Origin of the sequence: Streptomyces sp. NPDC001832 (genome assembly GCF_040297265.1) — a bacterium.
Classification (GTDB): domain Bacteria; phylum Actinomycetota; class Actinomycetes; order Streptomycetales; family Streptomycetaceae; genus Streptomyces.
This window is the reverse complement of the sequence record NZ_JBEOYU010000014.1, coordinates 123,794-144,015: the sequence shown is the minus strand read 5'-3', so window position 1 is coordinate 144,015 and position 20,222 is coordinate 123,794. Positions and strand designations below refer to the sequence as shown.

At 69.4% G+C, this 20,222-nt stretch carries 14 protein-coding genes; 11 read left to right on the top strand and 3 right to left on the bottom strand.

Annotated features, from left to right (window positions below; all coding sequences use genetic code 11):
• Window positions 1–16: 16 nt before the first annotated feature.
• Both ABT115_RS14490 and glgB read left to right on the top strand, forming a co-directional pair.
• Complete coding sequence (locus tag ABT115_RS14490; RefSeq protein WP_351788529.1) at window positions 17–1,423, top strand: maltokinase N-terminal cap-like domain-containing protein; 1,407 nt, start codon at window positions 17–19, stop codon at window positions 1,421–1,423.
• Between the two features lie 161 nt (window positions 1,424–1,584).
• Entirely contained in the window at window positions 1,585–3,888 is a 2,304-nt protein-coding gene (gene glgB, locus ABT115_RS14485) for a 1,4-alpha-glucan branching enzyme (protein ID WP_351788526.1), read from the top strand.
• Here the strand turns inward: glgB and ABT115_RS14480 are convergent.
• Window positions 3,860–6,055, bottom strand: coding sequence for a HelD family protein (locus tag ABT115_RS14480; protein WP_351788582.1), 2,196 nt, complete (start codon window positions 6,053–6,055; stop codon window positions 3,860–3,862). The two genes, glgB and ABT115_RS14480, sit on opposite strands and share 29 nt — an antisense overlap.
• Before the next feature lie 566 nt (window positions 6,056–6,621).
• On the opposite strand from ABT115_RS14480, the gene ABT115_RS14475 reads away from it, so the two are divergent.
• From ABT115_RS14475 to ABT115_RS14460, 4 genes are all read left to right on the top strand, one after another.
• Window positions 6,622–7,155 carry a hypothetical protein gene (locus ABT115_RS14475; protein ID WP_351788524.1) on the top strand — a complete coding sequence of 178 codons (534 nt, stop codon included), beginning with the start codon at window positions 6,622–6,624 and terminating at the stop codon, window positions 7,153–7,155.
• 44 nt (window positions 7,156–7,199) lie between these two features.
• Window positions 7,200–8,213 (top strand): hypothetical protein, encoded by a 1,014-nt coding sequence (locus ABT115_RS14470; RefSeq protein ID WP_351788521.1) that lies wholly within the window; start codon window positions 7,200–7,202, stop codon window positions 8,211–8,213.
• Window positions 8,214–8,232: 19 nt separating this feature from the next.
• Window positions 8,233–9,567, top strand: a complete 1,335-nt coding sequence (locus ABT115_RS14465; RefSeq protein ID WP_351788519.1) for a Dyp-type peroxidase — start codon at window positions 8,233–8,235, stop codon at window positions 9,565–9,567.
• Window positions 9,568–9,629: 62 nt separating this feature from the next.
• A complete protein-coding gene (locus ABT115_RS14460; RefSeq protein WP_351788516.1) occupies window positions 9,630–10,514 on the top strand; it encodes a bile acid:sodium symporter family protein in 885 nt (294 codons plus the stop codon).
• Window positions 10,515–10,583: 69 nt separating this feature from the next.
• On the opposite strand, the gene ABT115_RS14455 is transcribed toward ABT115_RS14460, so the two are convergent.
• The gene (locus ABT115_RS14455) at window positions 10,584–11,954 is read right to left on the bottom strand and encodes a cation:dicarboxylate symporter family transporter (protein WP_351788514.1); all 1,371 of its coding nucleotides are present in this window, start codon (window positions 11,952–11,954) and stop codon (window positions 10,584–10,586) included.
• Window positions 11,955–12,142: 188 nt separating this feature from the next.
• Here ABT115_RS14455 and ABT115_RS14450 point away from each other — a divergent pair, with 188 nt between their 5' ends.
• The 3 genes from ABT115_RS14450 (at window position 12,143) to ABT115_RS14440 (ending at window position 15,350) form a co-directional block, all read left to right on the top strand.
• Complete coding sequence (locus ABT115_RS14450; protein WP_351788579.1) at window positions 12,143–13,777, top strand: sensor histidine kinase; 1,635 nt, start codon at window positions 12,143–12,145, stop codon at window positions 13,775–13,777.
• The gene (locus ABT115_RS14445) at window positions 13,774–14,448 is read left to right on the top strand and encodes a response regulator (RefSeq protein ID WP_351788511.1); all 675 of its coding nucleotides are present in this window, start codon (window positions 13,774–13,776) and stop codon (window positions 14,446–14,448) included. The genes ABT115_RS14450 and ABT115_RS14445 overlap by 4 nt, the downstream gene beginning before the upstream one ends.
• A 263-nt stretch (window positions 14,449–14,711) precedes the next feature.
• On the top strand, window positions 14,712–15,350 hold the full coding sequence (locus ABT115_RS14440) for a helix-turn-helix domain-containing protein (protein WP_351788576.1): 639 nt from the start codon (window positions 14,712–14,714) through the stop codon (window positions 15,348–15,350).
• Window positions 15,351–15,513: 163 nt separating this feature from the next.
• Here the strand turns inward: ABT115_RS14440 and ABT115_RS14435 are convergent, their stop codons facing one another.
• A complete protein-coding gene (locus ABT115_RS14435) occupies window positions 15,514–16,539 on the bottom strand; it encodes an ATP-dependent 6-phosphofructokinase (RefSeq protein WP_351788509.1) in 1,026 nt (341 codons plus the stop codon).
• A 297-nt stretch (window positions 16,540–16,836) separates the two neighbouring features.
• On the opposite strand from ABT115_RS14435, the gene pta reads away from it, so the two are divergent.
• Both pta and ABT115_RS14425 read left to right on the top strand, forming a co-directional pair.
• The gene (gene pta / locus ABT115_RS14430; RefSeq protein WP_351788506.1) at window positions 16,837–18,972 is read left to right on the top strand and encodes a phosphate acetyltransferase; all 2,136 of its coding nucleotides are present in this window, start codon (window positions 16,837–16,839) and stop codon (window positions 18,970–18,972) included.
• Window positions 18,969–20,216, top strand: a complete 1,248-nt coding sequence (locus ABT115_RS14425) for an acetate kinase (RefSeq protein WP_351788503.1) — start codon at window positions 18,969–18,971, stop codon at window positions 20,214–20,216. The genes pta and ABT115_RS14425 overlap by 4 nt, the downstream gene beginning before the upstream one ends.
• Window positions 20,217–20,222 lie beyond the last annotated feature (6 nt).

The window sequence follows — 20,222 nt, the reverse complement described above, 5'->3', positions numbered from 1 at the left end:
GAAAGGACGCGATGCCATGTCGGAGGCTGCATCCACTCGGGTCGCTCTGGCTCCCAGCACGGCCCTGCTGCCGTCAATCGCCCCGCTGCTGCACCAATGGCTGCCCCGGCAACGGTGGTTCGCGGGCAAGGGGCGGCCGATCACCGCGTTCTCGCTGGTATCGGCGACCGAAATGCTGCCGGTGGGCACCGACTCCATCGGCGCCGATACCGGGACGGGGGCCGGACTGCTCCATCTGCTGGTCCGGGTTCACCAGCCGTCCACGCCCGCGCAGTCGCCAAACGATTGCTACCAACTCCTGCTCGGCGTACGGTCCGTGCTGCCGCCACGGCTGGCACCCGCGCTCATCGGCCACGTGACCGACGGACCGCTCACCGGCCGCACCGTCTACGAGGGACTGCACGACCCGCGCCTGGCCGAAATCCTGCTGGAGAGGTTCCGAACCCCCGGCACTTTCGGCTCCCTGCGCTTCGACCGGGGCGGTGCGCCCATCGCCGCGGGGCTCGCACCGCGGATGCTCGACACCGAGCAGTCCAACACCTCGCTCGTCTACGGCAACGCCTACATCCTCAAGATCTTCCGCCGGATCTTCCCGGGCACCAACCCCGATCTGGAACTTCCGCTCGCGCTCGCGCGCGAGGGCTGCGGACGGGTGCCCGCCCCCGTCGCCTGGTTCGAGGCCACCGCACCCGAGCCGCTCACCCTCGGCGTGCTGCAGCCGTTCCTGCGCGGCGCACAGGACGGCTGGCAGCTCGCGCTGCGCGCCCTCGCCAAGGGCCGCGACTTCACCGACGAGGCCCACGCGCTGGGCCGGGCCACCGCCGAGGTGCACACGGCGCTGGCCGCCGCCCTGCCGACGCCCGCCCTGCGCCGCGCCCAGACCGAGCATCTAGCCGCCGCGATGGTGCGGCGGCTGGAGGCCGCCGCACAGGCGGTACCGATGCTCGTACCGTACGTCCCCGGGCTGCGGGCCGCGTTCGACGCGGTGGCCGCGCTGGGGCACCGGGGCCGCAACTGGGCGGCCCAGCGCGTCCACGGCGATCTTCATCTCGGCCAGACGCTGCGCGCCGCCGACGGTTTCTGGTCACTGATCGACTTCGAGGGCGAACCAGCCCGGCCGTTGCCGGAGCGCCGCCGCCCGCAGCCTCCGGTGCGCGACATCGCCGGCATGCTCCGCTCCTTCGACTACGCGGCCCGCTCGCACCGCCCGTGGAACGCCGAGTGGGCGGCCCGCTGCCGGACCGCGTACTGCGAGGGATACGCCAAGACCTCGGGCGTCGACCCGCGCAGCGAACCGGAGTTGCTGCGCGCCCACGAGACCGACAAGGCGGTGTACGAGGTGCTGTACGAGTCACGGCACCGGCCCGACTGGCTTCCGGTGCCGATGGCGGCGATCCACCGGCTGGCCGCCGTCGCCGATTGAGAGGCTGTCGGGTGACCTCTGAGGGCGGGGCACCGCGCCGTCCGTTCGCCGCCCTGCCGTCGCGCCGCACCCGTCCGCCACCCGGCCCCGACCTGTCTCTCCCCTCCCCGCCTCCCCCGCCCGGTTCCGCCCCGCCAACACCCTCCGAGGAGGCCGTCCCTGTGACCGCCCGCAAACCGTCCCGCGAAACGCCCGCCGCCACCACCAGTACCGATGCCGCGCCGCCCCGTCCCCGCCAGGACAGCGGCAGCAAAGGCGTACGGCAGGCACGCCCCCTCGACGATGCCGACCGGGCCCGACTGCTCGCCGGTGAGCACCATGCCCCGCACGACCTGCTCGGCGCCCACATGGTCCGCGGCGGAGTCGCCTTCCGGGTGCTGCGCCCGTACGCGCGATCCGTGACCGTGCTCGCCAAGGGGCTGCGGGCGCAACTGCACGATGACGGCGACGGCTTGTTCTCCGGGGTGCTGCCGATGACCACGCTTCCCGAGTACCAGCTCCTGGTCGCCTACGAGGACAACGAGATCGAGGTGCAGGATCCGTACCGATTCCTGCCCGCGCTCGGTGATCTCGATCTGCATCTGATCGGCGAGGGACGCCACGAGGAGCTGTGGACCGCTCTCGGCGCTCAGCCCATGGAACACCAGGGGGTCGCGGGGACCCGATTCACCGTATGGGCCCCCGACGCCCGCGGTGTGCGGGTCGTCGGGGACTTCAACTACTGGGACGGCACCGGCTTCCCGATGCGTTCGCTCGGCGCCAGCGGGGTGTGGGAGCTGTTTCTGCCCGCGCTCGGGGAGGGCGCGCTCTACAAGTTCGACATCTGCCGCCCGGACGGTTCGCACACCACACGCGCCGATCCGATGGCCCGCCGCACCGAGGTCCCGCCCTCCAATGCCTCGATCGTGACGGCCTCGCACCATGAGTGGCAGGACCAGGAGTGGATGGCGCACCGCGGGGACGTACCGGTGCACGAGGCGCCGTTCTCCGTGTACGAGGTGCATCTGCCGTCCTGGCGGCCAGGGCTCACCTACCGCGGGCTCGCCTGCCAACTTCCCGCCTACGTAAAGGACCTCGGGTTCACGCATGTGGAACTGATGCCAGTCTCCGAGCACCCCTTCGGCGGTTCCTGGGGCTATCAGGTCACCGGTTTCTACGCCCCGACGTCACGCATGGGCACACCGGACGACTTCCGCTTCCTCGTCGACGCGCTGCACCAGGCCGGCATCGGCGTCATCGTCGACTGGGTGCCCGCGCACTTCCCGCGCGACGACTGGGCGCTCGCGGAGTTCGACGGCCGCCCGCTGTACGAGCACTCCGACCCATCGCGGGCGGCTCATCCGGACTGGGGCACGCTGGAGTTCGACTACGGACGCGCGGAAGTACGCAACTTCCTGGTCGCCAACGCCACTTACTGGTGCGAGGAGTTCCACATCGACGGGCTGCGGGTCGACGCCGTCGCCTCGATGCTCTATCTCGACTACTCGCGCGGGGACGGGGAATGGTCGCCCAACGAGCGCGGCGGCCGGGAGAACCTGGACGCCGTCGCCTTCCTCCAGGAGATGAACGCCACCGTCTACCGGCGCAATCCGGGCGTCGTCACCATCGCCGAGGAGTCCACCGCCTGGAACGGCGTCACCCGCGCCACCCACCACGTCGGCCCCGACGGCTTCGGCGGGCTCGGCTTCGGGCTGAAGTGGAACATGGGCTGGATGCATGACTCTCTCGAATACGTGTCGAAGGAGCCGGTGCACCGCAAGTACCACCACAACGAGATGACCTTCTCGATGGTGTACGCCTACAGCGAGAACTACGTCCTGCCGATCTCGCACGACGAGGTGGTGCACGGAAAGCGGGCGCTGGTCAGCAAGATGCCCGGCGACTGGTGGCAGCAGCGCGCCAACCACCGGGCGTACCTCGGCTTCATGTGGGCCCACCCGGGCAAGCAACTCCTTTTCATGGGACAGGAGTTCGCCCAGGGGGCGGAATGGTCGGAGGGACACGGTCCGGACTGGTGGCTGCTGGACCCTTCGTATGCGGCGGAGAGCGACCACCGGGGCGTACGGGACCTGGTGCGTGAGCTGAACGCGGTGTACGCGGCGACACCGGCGCTGTGGCAACGGGACAGCGTCCCCGAGGGCTTCGCCTGGGTCGACGGCACAGCCGCCGAGGACAATGTCTTCGCCTTCCTTCGTTTCGACGCGGACGGTGCGCCGCTGCTCGCGGTGTCGAACTTCTCGCCGGTGGTCCGCCACGAGTACCGGCTGGGCGTGCCGCCGTCCGTGTCTGCCTGGGCGGAGGTGCTCAACACGGACGCGGTACGGTACGGCGGCGGTGACGTCCTCAACCCGGATCCGCTGAAGCCGGAGTCCGTCGCCGCCCACGGTCACCGCACGAGTATCCAGCTCACTCTGCCGCCGCTGGCGACGGTGTGGCTTACCCCCGAGGTCGTTGACCCGGCGTGATGATCCCTAGCCGCTGGGTGGCCCGGGTCAGCGCCACATAGAGATCGTTGGCCGTCATCAGCGCGGGCGCGACAACGAGAACCGTGTCGAACTCCAGGCCCTTGGCCTGGCGCGGGTCGAGCAGGACAACGGGCCGGTGCAGATCCAGCGGCCCGTCGTCGAGTCCTGTGAATTCCGCGTGGAGCTCGCGCGGGGCGATGACGGCGAGCCTGCCCTCCGCTGGGGTCTCGGCCTCGGCGAGCTCTGCCACGTCGGCGAGCGGCAAGGTGCGCTCCCAGGGCCGTGCACCGGTGGAGCGGATTGAGCGCGGGGGTTCGAAGGCGGGATCGGTGGCCCGGCGCCGCTCGGCCGCGTACTCCATGATCTCGGCTGGCGTACGGTAGTTGACCCCGAGCCGCATCAGCTGCCAGCGGTCCTGGACGTACGGCGCGAGGATCTCCTGCCAGGAGTCGCAGCCTGCCAGGTCGCCGGTCTGGGCCGGGTCGCCCACCAAGGTCATCGATCGGGTCGGGCTGCGACGCATCAACAGCCGCCAGGCCATGGCCGACAGCTCCTGCGCCTCGTCGACGATGATGTGCCCGAACGCCCAGGTACGGTCGGCGGCGGCGCGCTCGGCGGCGCTGCGGTGGTCGGCCTCCTCCTGACGCTCGGCGAACCGTTCGGCGTCGATGATGTCGTGCGCCGCGAGGACCTCGGAAGCGTCCTCGTCGATGTCCTCCTTGTCCTCGAACTCGTAGGTACGGGAGGCGTACGAGACGTCGAGGACGCCCTGCGCGTATTCGATCTGGCGGGCCCGCTCGGCCTCCGCGGCGGCCCGGGCGGCGGATTCGTCCGCACCGAGGAGCTCGGCAGCCTCGTCGAGCAGGGGCACGTCGGCAGGTGTCCAGGCGGTCTTCTTCGCGCGCCGGATCAGCTCGGCGTCGTCCTCGGCCAGATGCGTGGGCTCCTCCAGATAGCCGGCGAGGAACTCCTGCGGGGTGAGCGGGGGCCACAGGGAGGTGATGGCTGCGTGCACCTCCGCACTGGCGGCGATGCCCTTACCGAGCTGGGCGATGTCGTCGGGGCCGAGGAAATTCGGGCCGCCGTAGGGGTCGGCGCCGATGCGGTCGACGAGCTGTGTGGTGAGATCGTCGATGATCCGGAAGGCGAAGGTGGGCAGGGCGAGATTGTGCGGCAGCCCGGTCTCGCGGGCCTTGTGCCGCGCTTCGACTGCCATGTCCCAGTCGAGGATCAGCTCCCCGTCGTCGTGCGCGATGACGATCGGCTCGCCCTTCTCGGGCACCTGCTGCCGGTCCCGTACGGCCTCGGCCAGTACGCCGGCCATGTCCGCCCGGCCCTTTACGGCGGCGGCTGCGGGGCTGTCGGTGCCGGTGGCGTGCACGCCGGGAAACAGTTCGCCGACCGTCGACAGCAGCACGCCGGTCTCACCGAGCGAGGGCAGCACCTCGCCGATGTAGCCGAGGAATGCCGGATTGGGCCCGACGATCAGCACGGCCCGCTTGGCGAGCTGCTCCCGGTGCGCGTACAGCAGATACGCGGCCCGGTGCAGCGCGACCGCGGTCTTCCCGGTGCCAGGACCTCCCTCGACGACGAGCACCCCGCGCTGTGGGGCGCGGATGATGCGGTCCTGCTCGGCCTGGATGGTCGAGACGATGTCGCCCATCCGGCCCGTCCGGGCGCTGTTCAGCGCGGCGAGCAGCACCTCGTCGGCGTCGTGCGACTCGTATCCGGTGCGGGCGGTGTCGGCGAGATCCATGATCTCGTCGTGCAACCCGGTGACCATGCGCCCCTGCGTGGTGATGTGCCTCCTGCGGCGCAGCCCCATCGGTTCATACCCAGTCGCGAGATAGAACGACCGCGCGACGGGAGCCCGCCAGTCGATCAGCAACGGGGTCCGCTCGGCGTCGTCCCGCCGGATTCCGATGCGCCCGATGTGGTACGTGACTCCGTCGCGCCTGTCGATCCGTCCGAAACAGAGTCCCGTGTCGGCCGCATTCAGCGCGGCGAGCGAGGCTGAGTGCTCGACGACGCCGACATCGCGCTCCACCCGCGCCTGTCGACCGGCGCTGAGCTGCGCGATCGTGGCGCACATGGCGGTTTCGGCCGCTACCCGGAGCTGGTCGAGCCGCTCGTGGGCGAGCGAGACGAATTGCTGTTCCTGCTGCATTTCCTCGGTTGACAATTCATCACCTGACGCGATAGATTATGTTCATTGAAGTTTCTCGGCATGCCCTTCGGCGTGCATGCACGGAACTATTCAATATAGGCAAAGAAGTACCCCGGCCGTCAATTCGGACCGGGGTATTTGTTTGCAGCAGCTGCAAGCGCGCTGTCGGGTGAGCGCCGGCCCTCTCGGCGGTGGGACGGCGTCACGCACCCTTGCCCGTCTGTACGCCGCACGTGGCCTGGTCGTCGTGCAACCGATGTCAGCGATAGGTCCCGTAGTCCGGCCCGTACACCCAGTGCTCGTCGTACTCGGCGGCCGGCTCTTCAAAGCGCCCTGTACATCGATATGCAGCAATGCACTTTGGGTCACGGTCAGTCAGAAGTGGACAGTTCTTCCATGGCGGCCGAGGGGTCACCCGTGCGGACGTGGGCCCGAGCCGGACGGACGAACTGCCGGACGTCGTCGACGTCGAGGGTGTTTCAGCTCCTTACTGCTCACCGTGCAGGCGGACTGGCCGTGTGAGACGATTTAGGGAGTTCCAGGCCAGATGTGGCGTAGGAGCAGAGATGAAGATCAAGCCGCAGGCGACCGTCATCCCCAAGGAGACCGACCAGCTCGAACAGGGGAAATACGGCCCAATTTTTCCGAAGACACCGGCGTGTTATGGGTTCACCATCATCGCGAAGGTCAAACCGGGCCGGGCTGAGGCGATTCGTCAGTACGGCTACCGCCTGGCCGAGGCGCTGGAGCGCGATCCGTATCTTCTCGCGCCGCTGAAGTTGCACTACTTGCGCTGGGTGCTCTTCGACGATGACACGCGTTTCATGTATCAGGGAATCTTCGACACCGATTTCGACAAGTACACGGAAGACGCCGTCGCGCTTTTCAGCAAGGCAGGGGTGAGCACGGCTTTCGAGAACCTTGAAGGGTTCCCCGAGGACTGGAAGACGAACCCCGAGGGCTTCATCAGGTTCGTGCGTGCACACCACTGTCCGAGCTTCATCGAGTACGGGGAGTATCCGTACGTCAGCGCCGACGAGATCAAAAAGGCTCTGCAGATCAAGAGTGCCCTGTCGGAGATGCTTGACCAGATGCAGTGAGAACGGGCTGCCGCTCGCTTGTCCCACTGCGGATGGGAGACGGGATGAGTAAGGCCAAGACCGCACGCACCTACAATCAGAACCATGTCCCGCGCGAATACACCGCTGGTCGGCGGCGGGTGAGCATCTACGTCTCATGGAGCTATCCGGCCGAAGCAGGCCATAACCCGGCCGAGCTCGACAACCGGTTCTCCACGTTGACCGAAGTCCGGCGCGTGGCATGGCCTGCCTACGAGGACCCGAGGTGGTCCGACCCACTGCAGTTCCAGCAGGGCATCTCGGGATCACTGGAATTGTTCTTCTGGGCCTGGGTGCCGTTCCAGCAGTTCGTCGAGGAGACCACCGGACACCCCGTCCCCGTGTACCAACGCATCGACCAGGCCGGTTTCCGTACCCCGATCGACGAGCGCGTACTGGCCGACACCGACACCCTGTTCGTGTTCGGGCTCGACCACATGATCACCAGGCAGGAGGCCGAGCCCGCGGAGGTTGAGGCGCTGCAGGCTTTCCTCAGCCGAGAGGGCACCTCTGTGGTCCTGGGGCCGCACCATGACGTCGGGGCATCGGACGACCTGACCGTACGGGACATGGAGTACCGCCATCACGGCGATCCCCTGGTGCCCCGCCAGCAGCGTTTCGCCACGCACCTCCGAGGCTTGATGCAGGGGCTCGGGGTGCCTGTCGAGAACCGTTACGGGTTGCGTCCCGCGGTGCAGGAAGCGAACAAGATCGCCCCGCTGTCCACGGCCAGGGACCTGGACGCGAAGGGGTGGTTGGAAGGGGTGACCAACTTCAACTTCCACATGCACCTGCCGCACTACGCCGTGACGACCGACAAACCGGATGTCATTCATGTGCTGGCCAGGCAGCCGATCGACACTTCCAGACCGCATCCGTTCACCGAAGCCGGGAACACCGAATTCAACATGTTCCTCTGGATGCCCCCCAGCGGTGAGCGGGCCGGCGACGTGCTCCTGGCGGACTCCACGATCTTCAGCTCGTTGTTCGGCGGCGACGAAAGCCTGCGGAACTTCTGGCGGAACCTCGTCTCGAAGTAGTGGCGAAGGAGGTGAAGCCGTGAGCGGGCACACGCGGGTTGCGCTGGAACTCGACGACATCCAGCGTGGGGTTCTCAGCCCCCGCCCGACCCCCTACGCAGCGACGTACCTGCTGTTCCGCATCGATGACCGGACGCACGGACGCGAGCTGATGCGGCGCGCGAGCACGGCGGTCACCTCTGCCGCCGAATCGGCCAGCCCTCTGGGGGAGACCTGGGTGAGCGTCGCGGTCACCTATCACGGACTTGAGGCGCTGGGCGTGCCGCGCGCATCGCTGGACTCGTTCGCCTGGGAGTTCCGGCAGGGGATGGCTGCCCGCGCCAAGGCTCTGGGCGACATCGGCGAGAGCAGCCCCGAGCACTGGGAAGCGCCCCTGGGCACGTCGGATGTGCATGTGGTGTTCACGGCGGTCGCACCTGACGTCCCGCAGTTGGAGGCGGCCATCGACCGGGCCCGCCCCGCCTACGACCGCCTTCCCGGTATAACCGCGATCTGGCGGCAGGACTGCTACTCGCTGCCGTCCGAGGCCGAGCATTTCGGCTATCGCGACGGCGTCAGCCACCCGGCCGTCGAGGGCAGCGGAATCGCCGGGTCGAACGAAATGGAGGTGCCTCTGAAGGCCGGTGAGTTCGTGCTCGGTTACCAGGACGAGATCGGCGGTGTCCAGACCTTGCTGCCCAAGGAGCTGGGACGCAACGGCAGCTACGCGGCCTTCCGCAAACTCCACCAGCGGGTCGCCGCGTTCCGGCGCTACCTGCAGGACAACGCCACCAGCCCCGAGGACGAGGAACTGCTGGCAGCCAAGATCATGGGACGCTGGCGCAGCGGTGCTCCGTTGGCGCTCAGTCCGCAGCACGACGACCCCGCGCTCGGCGCCGACCCGCACCGCCGCAACACTTTCCTCTACGAGGGCGACGATCCGGCGGGGTTCACCACCCCCGGCGGCTGCCACATCCGCCGCGCCAACCCCCGCGATGCCTCGGTGGCGGGCGAAGTGCGACTGCACCGCCTGATCAGACGCGGGGCCGTCTACGGTCCGCCACTGCCCCAGGGAGTGCTGGAGGACGACGGGGCCGACCGCGGCCTGATGTTCGCGTTCATCGGCGCCCACCTCGGGCGGCAGTTCGAGTTCGTCCAGTCCGAGTGGATGAACGACGGCGTCTTCTTCGGTGCGGGCAGCGCCAGAGACCCCGTCACCGGGTCCCACGACGGCCTCACCGGCTTCACCATCCCCCGGCGGCCGCTGCGCAGGCGCATGCCGCCACTGCCGCGGTTCGTCGTCACACACGGCGGCGAGTACTGCTTCCTGCCGGGCCTGAGCGCCCTGCGCCGGCTCGGTGATCTCCAGAACTGACAGTGCGGCGACGCGCGCCGTGGCACCGCCCCGAGGTGCTCCGCAACCCAAGTGGAATGCCCATGGACACACTGCACCTGCTGTTCAACGCCGTCACGGTGATCTTCATCGTGGCCACCATGTTCGCCGCCGGCCTGGGGGCCACCATGGCGACGCTGCGCGGCATCTTCACCAACGTCCCGCTGCTTCTGCTGGCCCTGGTCGCCAACACGGTGGTCATCCCACTGCTCGGCTGGGGCCTCGGCGCGCTGTTCAGCCTGCCCGCCGCCGGGTTCATCGCGCTCGTCCTGGTCGCCTCGTCACCGGGTGGGCCTTTCGGGGCGAAGCTGGCCATGGTGCAGAAGGGCGACGTCGTCGCGGGCGCGGCGATGCAGGTGCTGCTCGCCACCATCGGCAGCCTCACCTTCGCCCCGACCGCCAACGGCATCCTGACCGCCGCCGACATCGGCAAAGGGGTCTCCCTCGATGTCGTGGCGCTGGTGCGGACCGTGGCCCTCCTGCAGCTCGTACCGTTCGTCATCGGCCTCCTGCTGCGCCGCTACGCGGCACCTACCGCGCAATCGTGGCATCCTCCGGCGGTCAAGGTCTCGAACGTGACGTTCCTGATCGTGCTGGCGGGCATGCTCCTGGGCAACTGGCGTGACGTCCTCTCGCTGCTCAGCTCGCTCACTCTCCTGGCCGGGTTCGTCCTCTCAGCCGCTGCCTTCGCCGTCGGCACGCTGCTGGCCACGGGCACGCGGGGGCGCCGCACCACCATGGGAAGCGTCGCCTCGGTGCGCAACGTAGGGCCCGCCCTGGCCGCAATCGGCATTGCCTTCGACAATGAGCCCGCCATCCTGGGCGCGCTTGCCGCAGTCCTGCTCAGCGGCCTCGCAGCGGCCCTGCCGATTGCCGCGGTGCTCAGCGGCCGGAGGAGCGGCGGCCCGGCCGCTGACGAGCCGCGCTGAACGGCACAGGGGCAGGGCCGTCGCGGGAGTTCCCGCGACGGCCCTGCCCCTGTGCCGGGTGTCCGGCTCCTAGGCCTTCGCCAGGGCGTGCTCCTGGTCGCCGTCCCGCGGCTCCGGAACGCCCGTGCCGTCACCGTGACCGGCGTCCTGGTTGAGCATCTGCTCGTTCCACGGGAGCGCGCCGGAGAGGACCTGGCCCACCCGCTCCTTGTCGATCTCCTTGGTCCAGGTGCCGACCAGGACGGTGGCCACCGCGTTGCCCGCGAAGTTCGTCATGGCGCGGGCCTCGCTCATGAAGCGGTCGATGCCGACGATCAGTCCGACGCCGTCGACGAGTTCGGGGCGGTGCGACTGGAGGCCGCCCGCGAGGGTGGCGAGGCCCGCGCCGGTGACTCCGGCCGCGCCCTTCGAGGCGACGATCATGAAGAGCAGGAGCGAGATCTGTTCACTCGCGCTCAGCGGGTCGCCCATCGCGTTGGCGATGAAGAGCGAGGACATCGTGAGGTAGATCGCGGTGCCGTCGAGGTTGAAGGAGTAGCCGGTCGGCACGGTGATGCCGACGACGGGCTTGCTGACTCCCAGGTGCTCCATCTTGGCGATGAGGCGCGGCAGGGCGGACTCCGACGACGAGGTGGAGAGGATCAGCAGGAATTCGCGGCCCAGGTACTTCAGCAGAGCCACCACATTCACCCCGGCGACCAGCCGCAGGATGGTGCCGAGCACCACGAAGACGAAGATCGCGCAGGTGAGGTAGAAGCCGACCATGATGACCGCGAGCGACTTCAGCGCGTCGACCCCGGTCTCGCCGACCACGGCCGCCATCGCGCCGAACGCACCGACCGGGGCCGCCCACATGATCATGGCGAGGATGCGGAAGACGAGGCGCTGGATGTGGCCGATGCCGCGCAGGACCGGTTCGCCCGCCGAGCCCATGCCCTGGAGCGCGAAGCCCGTGAGCAGGGCGATGAGCAGGGTCTGCAGGACCTCGCCCTCGGTGAAGGCGGAGACCATCGTCGTCGGGATGATGCCGAGCAGGAAGTCCACGGTGGACTCGCCGCCGGCGCCGGCCGCCTGCTTCTCACCGGCGGCGCGCACCTCTTCGGTGAGGTGGAGGCCCTGGCCGGGCTCCAGCAGGTTGCCGACGAGCAAGCCGATGGCGAGTGCGACGGTCGACATCAGCAGGAAGTAGCCGAGGGCGAGGCCGCCGACCGCGCCGACCTTGGCGGCCTTGCGCACCGAACCGACGCCCAGCACGATCGTGCAGAAGATGATGGGCGAGATCATCATCTTGATGAGGTTCACGAAGCCGGTACCGATCGGCTTGAGTTCGACGGCAAAGTCCGGGGCCACGAAGCCCACGAGGATGCCGAGCCCCACCGCCGCGATCACGGCGAGATACAGATAATGCGTACGGTCCCGCTTGGCGGCTGCCACTCCCACGGGGCTTCTCCTCGGTTCGTCCAGGTCACTCCCCCGTCCCTGGGGGGCTTGGTGACTATCCCGTCCCCTGTGGCGCCGGTCACCGTTACGTGCATTTCGTTCATATGTTTTCGGCCAGGCAGACTGTTGCCGTGCGTCTACCCCTACCCCGTACCCGCCCTCGCAGCCTCGCCGGTCAACTCTTCGCCATGCAGGTGGTGCTGGTCGCCGCCGTGGTGGCGGGATGCGCGTTCTTCGCCTACGCGTCGGGCCGCGAGCAGGCGAAGGAGACCGCGGCCCGGCAGGCCAGGACGGCGGCGCTGGCGATCGCTGACTCTCCGTCCGTACGGGAGGCGATCCGTACCCCGGACCCGTCCGCCGTACTGCAGCCCTACGCGGAGAAGGTCCGCAGGGACACCGGCGTCGCCTTCGTCACGATCATGTCCCCGGACCGGGTCCGCTGGACGCACCCGGACACCGACCGCATCGGCGAGAAGTTCCTCGGGAACACCGCGCAGGCGCTGCGCGGCGAGACGTTCACGGAGACGTACACCGGCACGCTCGGACCCTCGATCCGGGTCGTCACCCCGATCCGGGACGGCGGCAGGATCACCGGCCTGGTCAGCGCGGGCATCACGGTCGAGCGGGTCTCCTCACAGGTGCGGGCGCAGCTCGGGGCGCTGGGACTGACGGCGGGCGGGGTGCTGGCGCTCGGCGGTATCGGTACGTATGTGATCAACGCCCGGCTCCGGCGGCACACGCACGGCATGAACGCCGCCGAGCTGAGCCGGATGCACGACTACCATCAGGCCACGCTGCGCGCGGTACGCGAGGGGCTGCTGATGCTCGACGGGCAGCGCAGGATCGCGCTGATCAACGACGCGGGCCGGGAGCTCCTCGGGCTGGAGGCGGGTGCGGTCGGGCGCAGGGTCGCCGACCTCGGTCTGCCGACGCCGCTGACCGGTGCGCTGCTCGCCTCCGAGGAGCGGGTCGACGAGCTGCATCTGACGGCGGATCGGGTGATCGTGGTCAACACTCGTCCGGTGGTGGGCGGGGAGCAGCGCGGCACGGTCGTGACGCTGCGCGATCACACGGAACTCCAGGCATTGTCGGGCGAGTTGGACTCCGAGCGGGGATTCACCCAGGCATTGCGCTCACAGGCGCACGAGGCTGCGAACCGGCTGCACACGGTCGTCTCGCTGGTCGAACTGGGCCGGGCCGAGGAGGCGGTGGGTTTCGCCACCGCCGAACTGGAACTGGCCCAGGCCCTCACCGACCGGGTGGTGGGCGCCATCGCCGAACCGGTGCTGGCGGCACTGCTGCTCGGCAAGGCTGCGCAGGCCAACGAACGGGGGGTGGAGCTGGTGCTCGCGGACGACAGCCTGATCGACGACGGCGCCCTGCCCGCGACCCTGCCGCCACGGGACCTGGTGACGATCCTCGGCAATCTGATCGACAACGCGGTGGACGCGGCGTCGGAGACGGTGACTGGTACACCCAACCCGAAGGCCGTGCCCGCCCGGCGAGCAGCGGTGCCGGGCCGGTCCGCCCGTGCCCGGGTCACCGTCACCGCGCTCGCGGGGGAGGACGAGCTGCTGCTGCGGGTCGCCGACACCGGGGTCGGGGTCGACCCGGACGACGCCACCGAGGTGTTCGGCCGGGGCTGGTCGACGCACGGTGCGGGCCGGGGGATCGGGCTGGCCCTCGTACAGCAGGCAGTGCATCGCAACGCCGGGACGGTGGCGCTGGACCACGGCCCGGACGGCGGTGCGGAGTTCACGGTGCGGCTGCCGCTGGCCATCGGCAACCGCACGACGCACACCCTGAAGGAGGACACCGCGTGATCCAGGTGCTGGTCGTCGAGGATGATCCCGTCGCCGCGGACGCCCATCAGCTGTACGTGGGCCGCGTCCCCGGATTCACGGTGGCCGCGGTCGCGCGCTCGCGCGCGGAGGCGGTGCGGGCGCTGGACCGTACGCACGTCGATCTGCTGCTTCTGGATCTGTATCTGCCCGACGGGCACGGTCTGCAGCTGCTGCGCTCGCTGCGCGCGGCCGGGCACCCGGCGGACGTCATCGCGGTGACGTCCGCGCGTGATCTGGCGGTGGTCCGGGAAGGGGTGTCGCTCGGTGTCGTCCAGTACGTGCTGAAGCCGTTCACCTTCGCCACCCTGCGCGATCGGCTCGTCCGCTACGCCGACTTCCGCGCGGCGGCCGGTGAGGCGAGCGGTCAGGACGAGGTGGACCGGGCGCTCGGCGCACTGCGCGCACCACAGCCGACCCGGCTGCCGAAGGGGCTGAGCGGCCCGACGCTGGAGGCCGTCACCGGCGTTCTGCGGGCTGCCCCGGACGGGGTGACGGCGGCCGCGGCCGGGATGGAGCTGGGCATCTCGCGGATCACCGCGCGCCGCTATCTGGAACATCTGGTGACTGTGGGGCGCGCGGTACGCAGTCCCCAGTACGGTCAGATCGGGCGCCCGGAGCTGCACTACCGGTGGGTGACCCAAAAGCGCTGACCCCGCACGCACGGCACCAGGGCGTGTTTCGAAAGTCCCGTCCGGCCGGGGGGCGTATGGCGCTGCTGTCGAAGCGCACCTTACGTCCTCGGGGGAAATAGTGAGCGGAATTTCCCCCCGAGGTCGTTAGGACGTTCCTACGAGCCGTGATATCGGTGGAACACACCGTAGTGAGACCGCGTGTCGACTCCTACGGTGGGGCCGTGCAGCCTTCCCCGCCCTTCAACGCCCCCGCCGCGCGCCGACTCCGCGAGGCCCTGGGGATGCTTCCGGGCCATGTCTCGTACGGTCTCGGAGCGCAGTACGGGCTCCACATCAGCACGGAGACCGTGCTCGCGTGGGAAGGTGGGCTCGCCGTCCCGAGCGAGTACGAACTCACGGCGCTGGCCGGAGTGTTGTGGTGCTCACCGGGCGAGCTGCTGACCGCCGCGCGCACCCTGCGGGAGCACCGGGTGGCCCGGGAGCTGGCCGTCGAGGAGCTGGCGCGTCTGCTGGGGCTGACCGCCTCCGCGTATCTGCGGATGGAGGAGGCGGGGCGCTGGCGCGGCAACGAACGCCGGTCCGCGGTGCTCAGCGAGGTACTGGGGCTGACGGCCGCCGGGTTCGTGGCGGTGTCGGGCCGGGACGGGGAGCTGGCGGAGCTGTTGCGCAGTGCGGTGACGACACGCTGGCAGGCCCATGTCCGGCCGGTGGCGAAGCTGGTGCCGCTGGAGCGCGGGTTGCTGCAGGACGTACTGGAACAGCTGCACGCCGACTACCAGGCGCTGATGATGTCGACGCTGAGCTGGAGCAGCACGGGTACGAAGCGGGCCGGGGGGACGGGCGATGCGGGGCGGGAGTTCCTGGCGGAGATCGTGGAACGGTTCTGGCAGACGGCGGGGGTGCAGGGGACAAACGCTTGAAGCCGGGCGCCCCCCTGCAGGCCGTGCTGCTCTCAGCCGCCGGCCGTGCCGGTAGTCACCGGGTCGAAGAAGAACAGACCGACGGGCGGCCCTGACCGTCCACGGGGGGTGGTCAGGGCCGCCCGCCGGCCACTGCTTGTGACGCTGCCGCGCGCGTCCGGGCTCAGAAGACCGACTCGGCCTCGTCCATCCGGTCCCCCGGCACCGTCTTGAGCTGGGTAATGGCGTCGGCGAGCGGAACCATCTCGATGTTGTTGCCACGCAGAGCCGTCATCCGGCCGAAGTCGCCCCGGTGCGCGGCTTCCACCGCGTGCCAGCCGAAGCGGGTGGCGAGCACCCGGTCGTAGGCGGTCGGCGTGCCGCCGCGCTGCACGTGGCCGAGAATGACCGGCCGGGCCTCCTTGCCGAGCCGGGTCTCCAGCTCGATGGCCAGCCTGTTGCCGATGCCCGGGAAGCGCTCGTGGCCGTACTGGTCGATCTCGCCCTTGGCGTACGGCATGGAGCCCTCGGCCGGGTGCGCGCCCTCGGCGACGCAGATGACCGCGAACTTCTTGCCGCGTGCGAAGCGCTCTTCGACCATCTTGACCAGGTCCTCGACCTGGAAGCGGCGCTCGGGAAGGCAGATGCCGTGCGCCCCGCCCGCCATTCCGGACTCCAGCGCGATCCAGCCGGCGTGGCGGCCCATCACCTCGACGACCATGACCCGCTGGTGCGATTCGGCGGTGGTCTTGAGGCGGTCTATGGCCTCGGTGGCGACGCCCACCGCGGTGTCGAAGCCGAAGGTGCGGTCGGTGGCGGAGATGTCGTTGTCGATGGTCTTGGGGACGCCGACGACGGGCATCCCGGCGTCCGACAGCATCCGCGCTGCGGTGAGGGTGCCTTCGCCGCCGATCGGGATGAGCGCGTCCATGCCGTAACGGCGGCTCAGCTCGGCACAGTTCTCAGCGGCCTCGCGCAGCCGGTCGCGCTCCAGCCGGGCCGAGCCGAGAATGGTGCCACCGCGGGCGAGGATGCCGCTGACCGCGTTGAGATCGAGCGGGCGGAAGTGACCGTCGAGGAGTCCCTTGAACCCGTCCTCGAAGCCGATGACTTCATCACCGTGCCCCACCACGGCACGGTGCACGACCGACCGGATCACTGCGTTCAGGCCTGGGCAATCGCCGCCTGCGGTGAGAACTCCGATGCGCATCGTGCTGTATCTCCTGCTCGCTAGTGTCGTGCATTTCGGGGGCGACTACAGAATCCCCCCGTACCGTGAGCCATAACGATTGTCCCACGTCAGGTCTGGACCTCGCGGTCCCGGCCGCTCCGGGGACTCCCGCACGGGTGCTCCGCCGGATGCAGCGGTGGATCCCGCCGCGCCCCCAATCTCCCGGGGAGGCCCTCCGCAGATGGGCTTTCACCCGGCGGGCGGCGTCTTGGCCCCCGCAGGTATCGTCATATGGCAATACCATCCCAAACCACAAAAATGGACGGGAGAGCACGCGTGACGCGCAGCGTGTACGTGACCGGGATTGACAGGGGAGACGGCCGACAGGTCGTCGATCTGGGAGTCATGGAGCTCCTGACGCGTCAGGTGGACCGGGTCGGGGTGTTCCGGCCACTCATCCACGACGGACCCGACCGGTTGTTCGAGCTGCTGCGGGCCCGCTACCGGCTCTCCCAGGACCCCTCGTCGGTCTACGGCCTGGACTATCACGAGGCGTCCGCGCTCCAGGCTGAGCAGGGTACGGACGAGCTGGTCTCCCTCCTCGTGGAACGCTTCCATCAGGTGGCCCAGAAGTACGAGGTGGTGCTGGTCCTCGGTACCGACTTCGCCGCCACCCAGCTCCCCGACGAACTGGCGCTCAACGCCCGCCTCGCCAATGAGTTCGGCGCCTCGGTCATCGCGGTGGTCGGCGGGAAGGGCCGGCCCGCGGAGTCCGTTCGGGCCGAGACCCACAATGCTTACCGGGCGTACGCCGGCCTGGGCTGCGACATCCTCGCAATGATCGTGAACCGGGTGGCGGCCGAGGACCGCGATGTCATCGCGGAGCGACTGGCGGCCCGGCTGCCCGTCCCCTGTTCCGTACTGCCGGACGATGCGGCGCTCTCCGCGCCGACCGTCGCCCAGATCACCGCGACACTCGACGGCACGGTGCTGCTCGGCGACGACTCCGGGCTGGCCAGGGACGCGCTGGACTTCGTCTTCGGCGGTGCGATGCTGCCGAACATGCTGAAGGCGCTGACGCCGGGCTGTCTGGTGGTCACGCCCGGAGACCGGGCGGATCTGGTGGTCGGCGCGCTGGCCGCGCACAGCGCCGGAACCCCGCCCATCGCGGGTGTGCTGCTGACCCTGGACGAACGCCCCGGCGAGGAGATACTCAAGCTGGCCGCGAGACTCGCACCGGGTACCCCGGTCGTCTCCGTGGCCGGCGGCTCCTTCCCCACCGCTGGTGAACTCTTCGCAATGGAAGGCAAGTTGAACGCGGCGACGCCTCGCAAGGCGGAGACCGCACTGGGCCTCTTCGAGCGCCATGTGGACACTGGTGCCCTGCTGGAGGGGATCTCGGTGGCCCGCAGCGGCCGCGTCACCCCGATGATGTTCGAGCACGCACTGCTGGAGCAGGCCCGCACCGACCGGCGCCGGGTCGTCCTGCCGGAGGGTACCGAGGAGCGAGTGCTGCGCGCCGCGGACGTACTGCTGCGCCGCGATGTCTGCGACCTCACGCTCCTCGGCGATGTCGACCTCATCCGCAAGAAGACCGCGGACCTCGGCATCGATCTCGCCGGTACGCAGCTCATCGACCCGCAGAGCTCCGAGCTGCGCCAGGCGTTCGCCGAGCGGTACGCACAGATACGCGCGCACCGCGGGGTCACGGTGGAGCTGGCGTACGACGTCGTCGCGGACGTCAACTACTTCGGCACCCTGATGGTCCAGGAGGGGCTCGCCGACGGCATGGTCTCCGGGGCCGTGCACTCCACCGCGGCGACGATCCGCCCGGCGTTCGAGATCATCAAGAGCAAAGGGGCCGCGCGAAGCACGTCAGGCAGGGCAGTGGTGGGTGACGGAAGGGCCAAGCCGGACGCCTCGATCGTTTCCTCCGTCTTCTTCATGTGCCTCGCCGACAAGGTCCTGGTGTACGGCGACTGCGCGGTCAACCCGGACCCGGACGCGGAGCAGCTCGCGGACATCGCTGTGCAGTCGGCCGCGACCGCCGCCCGCTTCGGCGTGGAGCCGCGGATCGCGATGCTGTCGTACTCGACGGGCACCTCGGGATCGGGCGCCGATGTCGACAAGGTGCGCGAGGCGACGGACCGGGTGCGCGAGAACCGGCCGGATCTCAGGATCGAGGGCCCGATCCAGTACGACGCCGCGGTGGAGCCGAGCGTCGCCGCGACGAAGCTGCCCGGCTCCGAGGTGGCGGGTCAGGCGACGGTGCTGATCTTCCCGGACCTGAACACCGGCAACAACACCTACAAGGCCGTGCAGCGATCGGCGGGCGCGGTGGCCGTCGGACCGGTACTCCAGGGGCTGCGCAAGCCCGTCAACGATCTGTCCCGGGGCGCGCTCGTCCAGGACATTGTCAATACCGTGGCCATCACGGCGATCCAGGCACAGGGCGAGGAGCGACCCGCATGACCACCCCGACTGCAGACAGCCCTTCCACCGTGGCCGCGAATCGCGTGCTCGTTCTCAACTCCGGCTCCTCGTCGGTGAAGTACCAGCTCCTGGACATGAGCGACCACTCCAGGCTGGCGGTCGGACTGGTCGAGCGGATCGGCGAGGAGACCTCCCGGCTGGTGCACACACCGCTGGTCGGCGGGGCCAGGGCGCGTGAGCGCACCGGCCCGATCGCCGACCACGAGGCCGCGCTCAAGGCGGCGGCCGAGGAACTGGCGGCCGACGGGCTGGGCCTGGACTCCCCCGCACTGGCGGCGATCGGCCACCGGGTGGTGCACGGCGGGCTGCGGTTCACCGAGCCCGTGGTGATCGACGACGAGGTGCTGAAGGAGATCGAGCGCCTGGTCCCGGTGGCCCCGCTGCACAATCCGGCGAACATCATCGGCATCCGTACCGCCCGGGACCTGCGTCCGGACCTTCCGCAGGTGGCAGTCTTCGACACGGCCTTCCACACGACGATGCCGGAGTACGCGGCGCGGTACGCGATCGATATGGAGACCGCCGACACGCACCGCATCCGGCGCTACGGATTCCACGGCACCTCGCACGCGTACGTCTCCCGCAAGGCTGCCGAGCTGCTGGGGCGCACTCCCGAGGAGGTCAATGTCATCGTGCTGCACCTGGGCAACGGCGCCTCGGCGTCGGCGGTGGCGGGCGGCCGGTGCGTGGACACCTCGATGGGGCTGACCCCGCTCGAGGGGCTGGTGATGGGTACGCGTTCCGGCGACATCGATCCGGCCGTCACCTTCCACCTCAAGCGGGTGGCGGGGATGTCGGCGGACGAGATCGACGCACTGCTCAACAAGCGGAGCGGTCTGGTCGGGCTCTGCGGCGACAATGACATGCGGGAGATCCGGCGCCGGATCGACGAGGGCGACGAGCGTGCGGCCCTGGCGTTCGACATCTATGTGCACCGGCTGAAGAAGTACATCGGCGCCTATTCGGCGGTCCTCGGGCGGGTGGATGCCGTGGTGTTCACGGCGGGGGTCGGGGAGAACTCGGCGCCCGTACGCGAGGCTGCGATCGCCGGTCTCGAGGAGTTCGGTCTGGCGGTGGACGCGGATCTGAACGCCGTGCGGTCCGGCGCACCGCGGCTGATCTCGCCGGAGCACGCACGGGTCGCGGTCGCCGTGGTGCCGACGGACGAAGAACTGGAGATCGCCGTCCAGACCTTCGCACTCGTCGGACAGGCCCACAACTGAGCACCC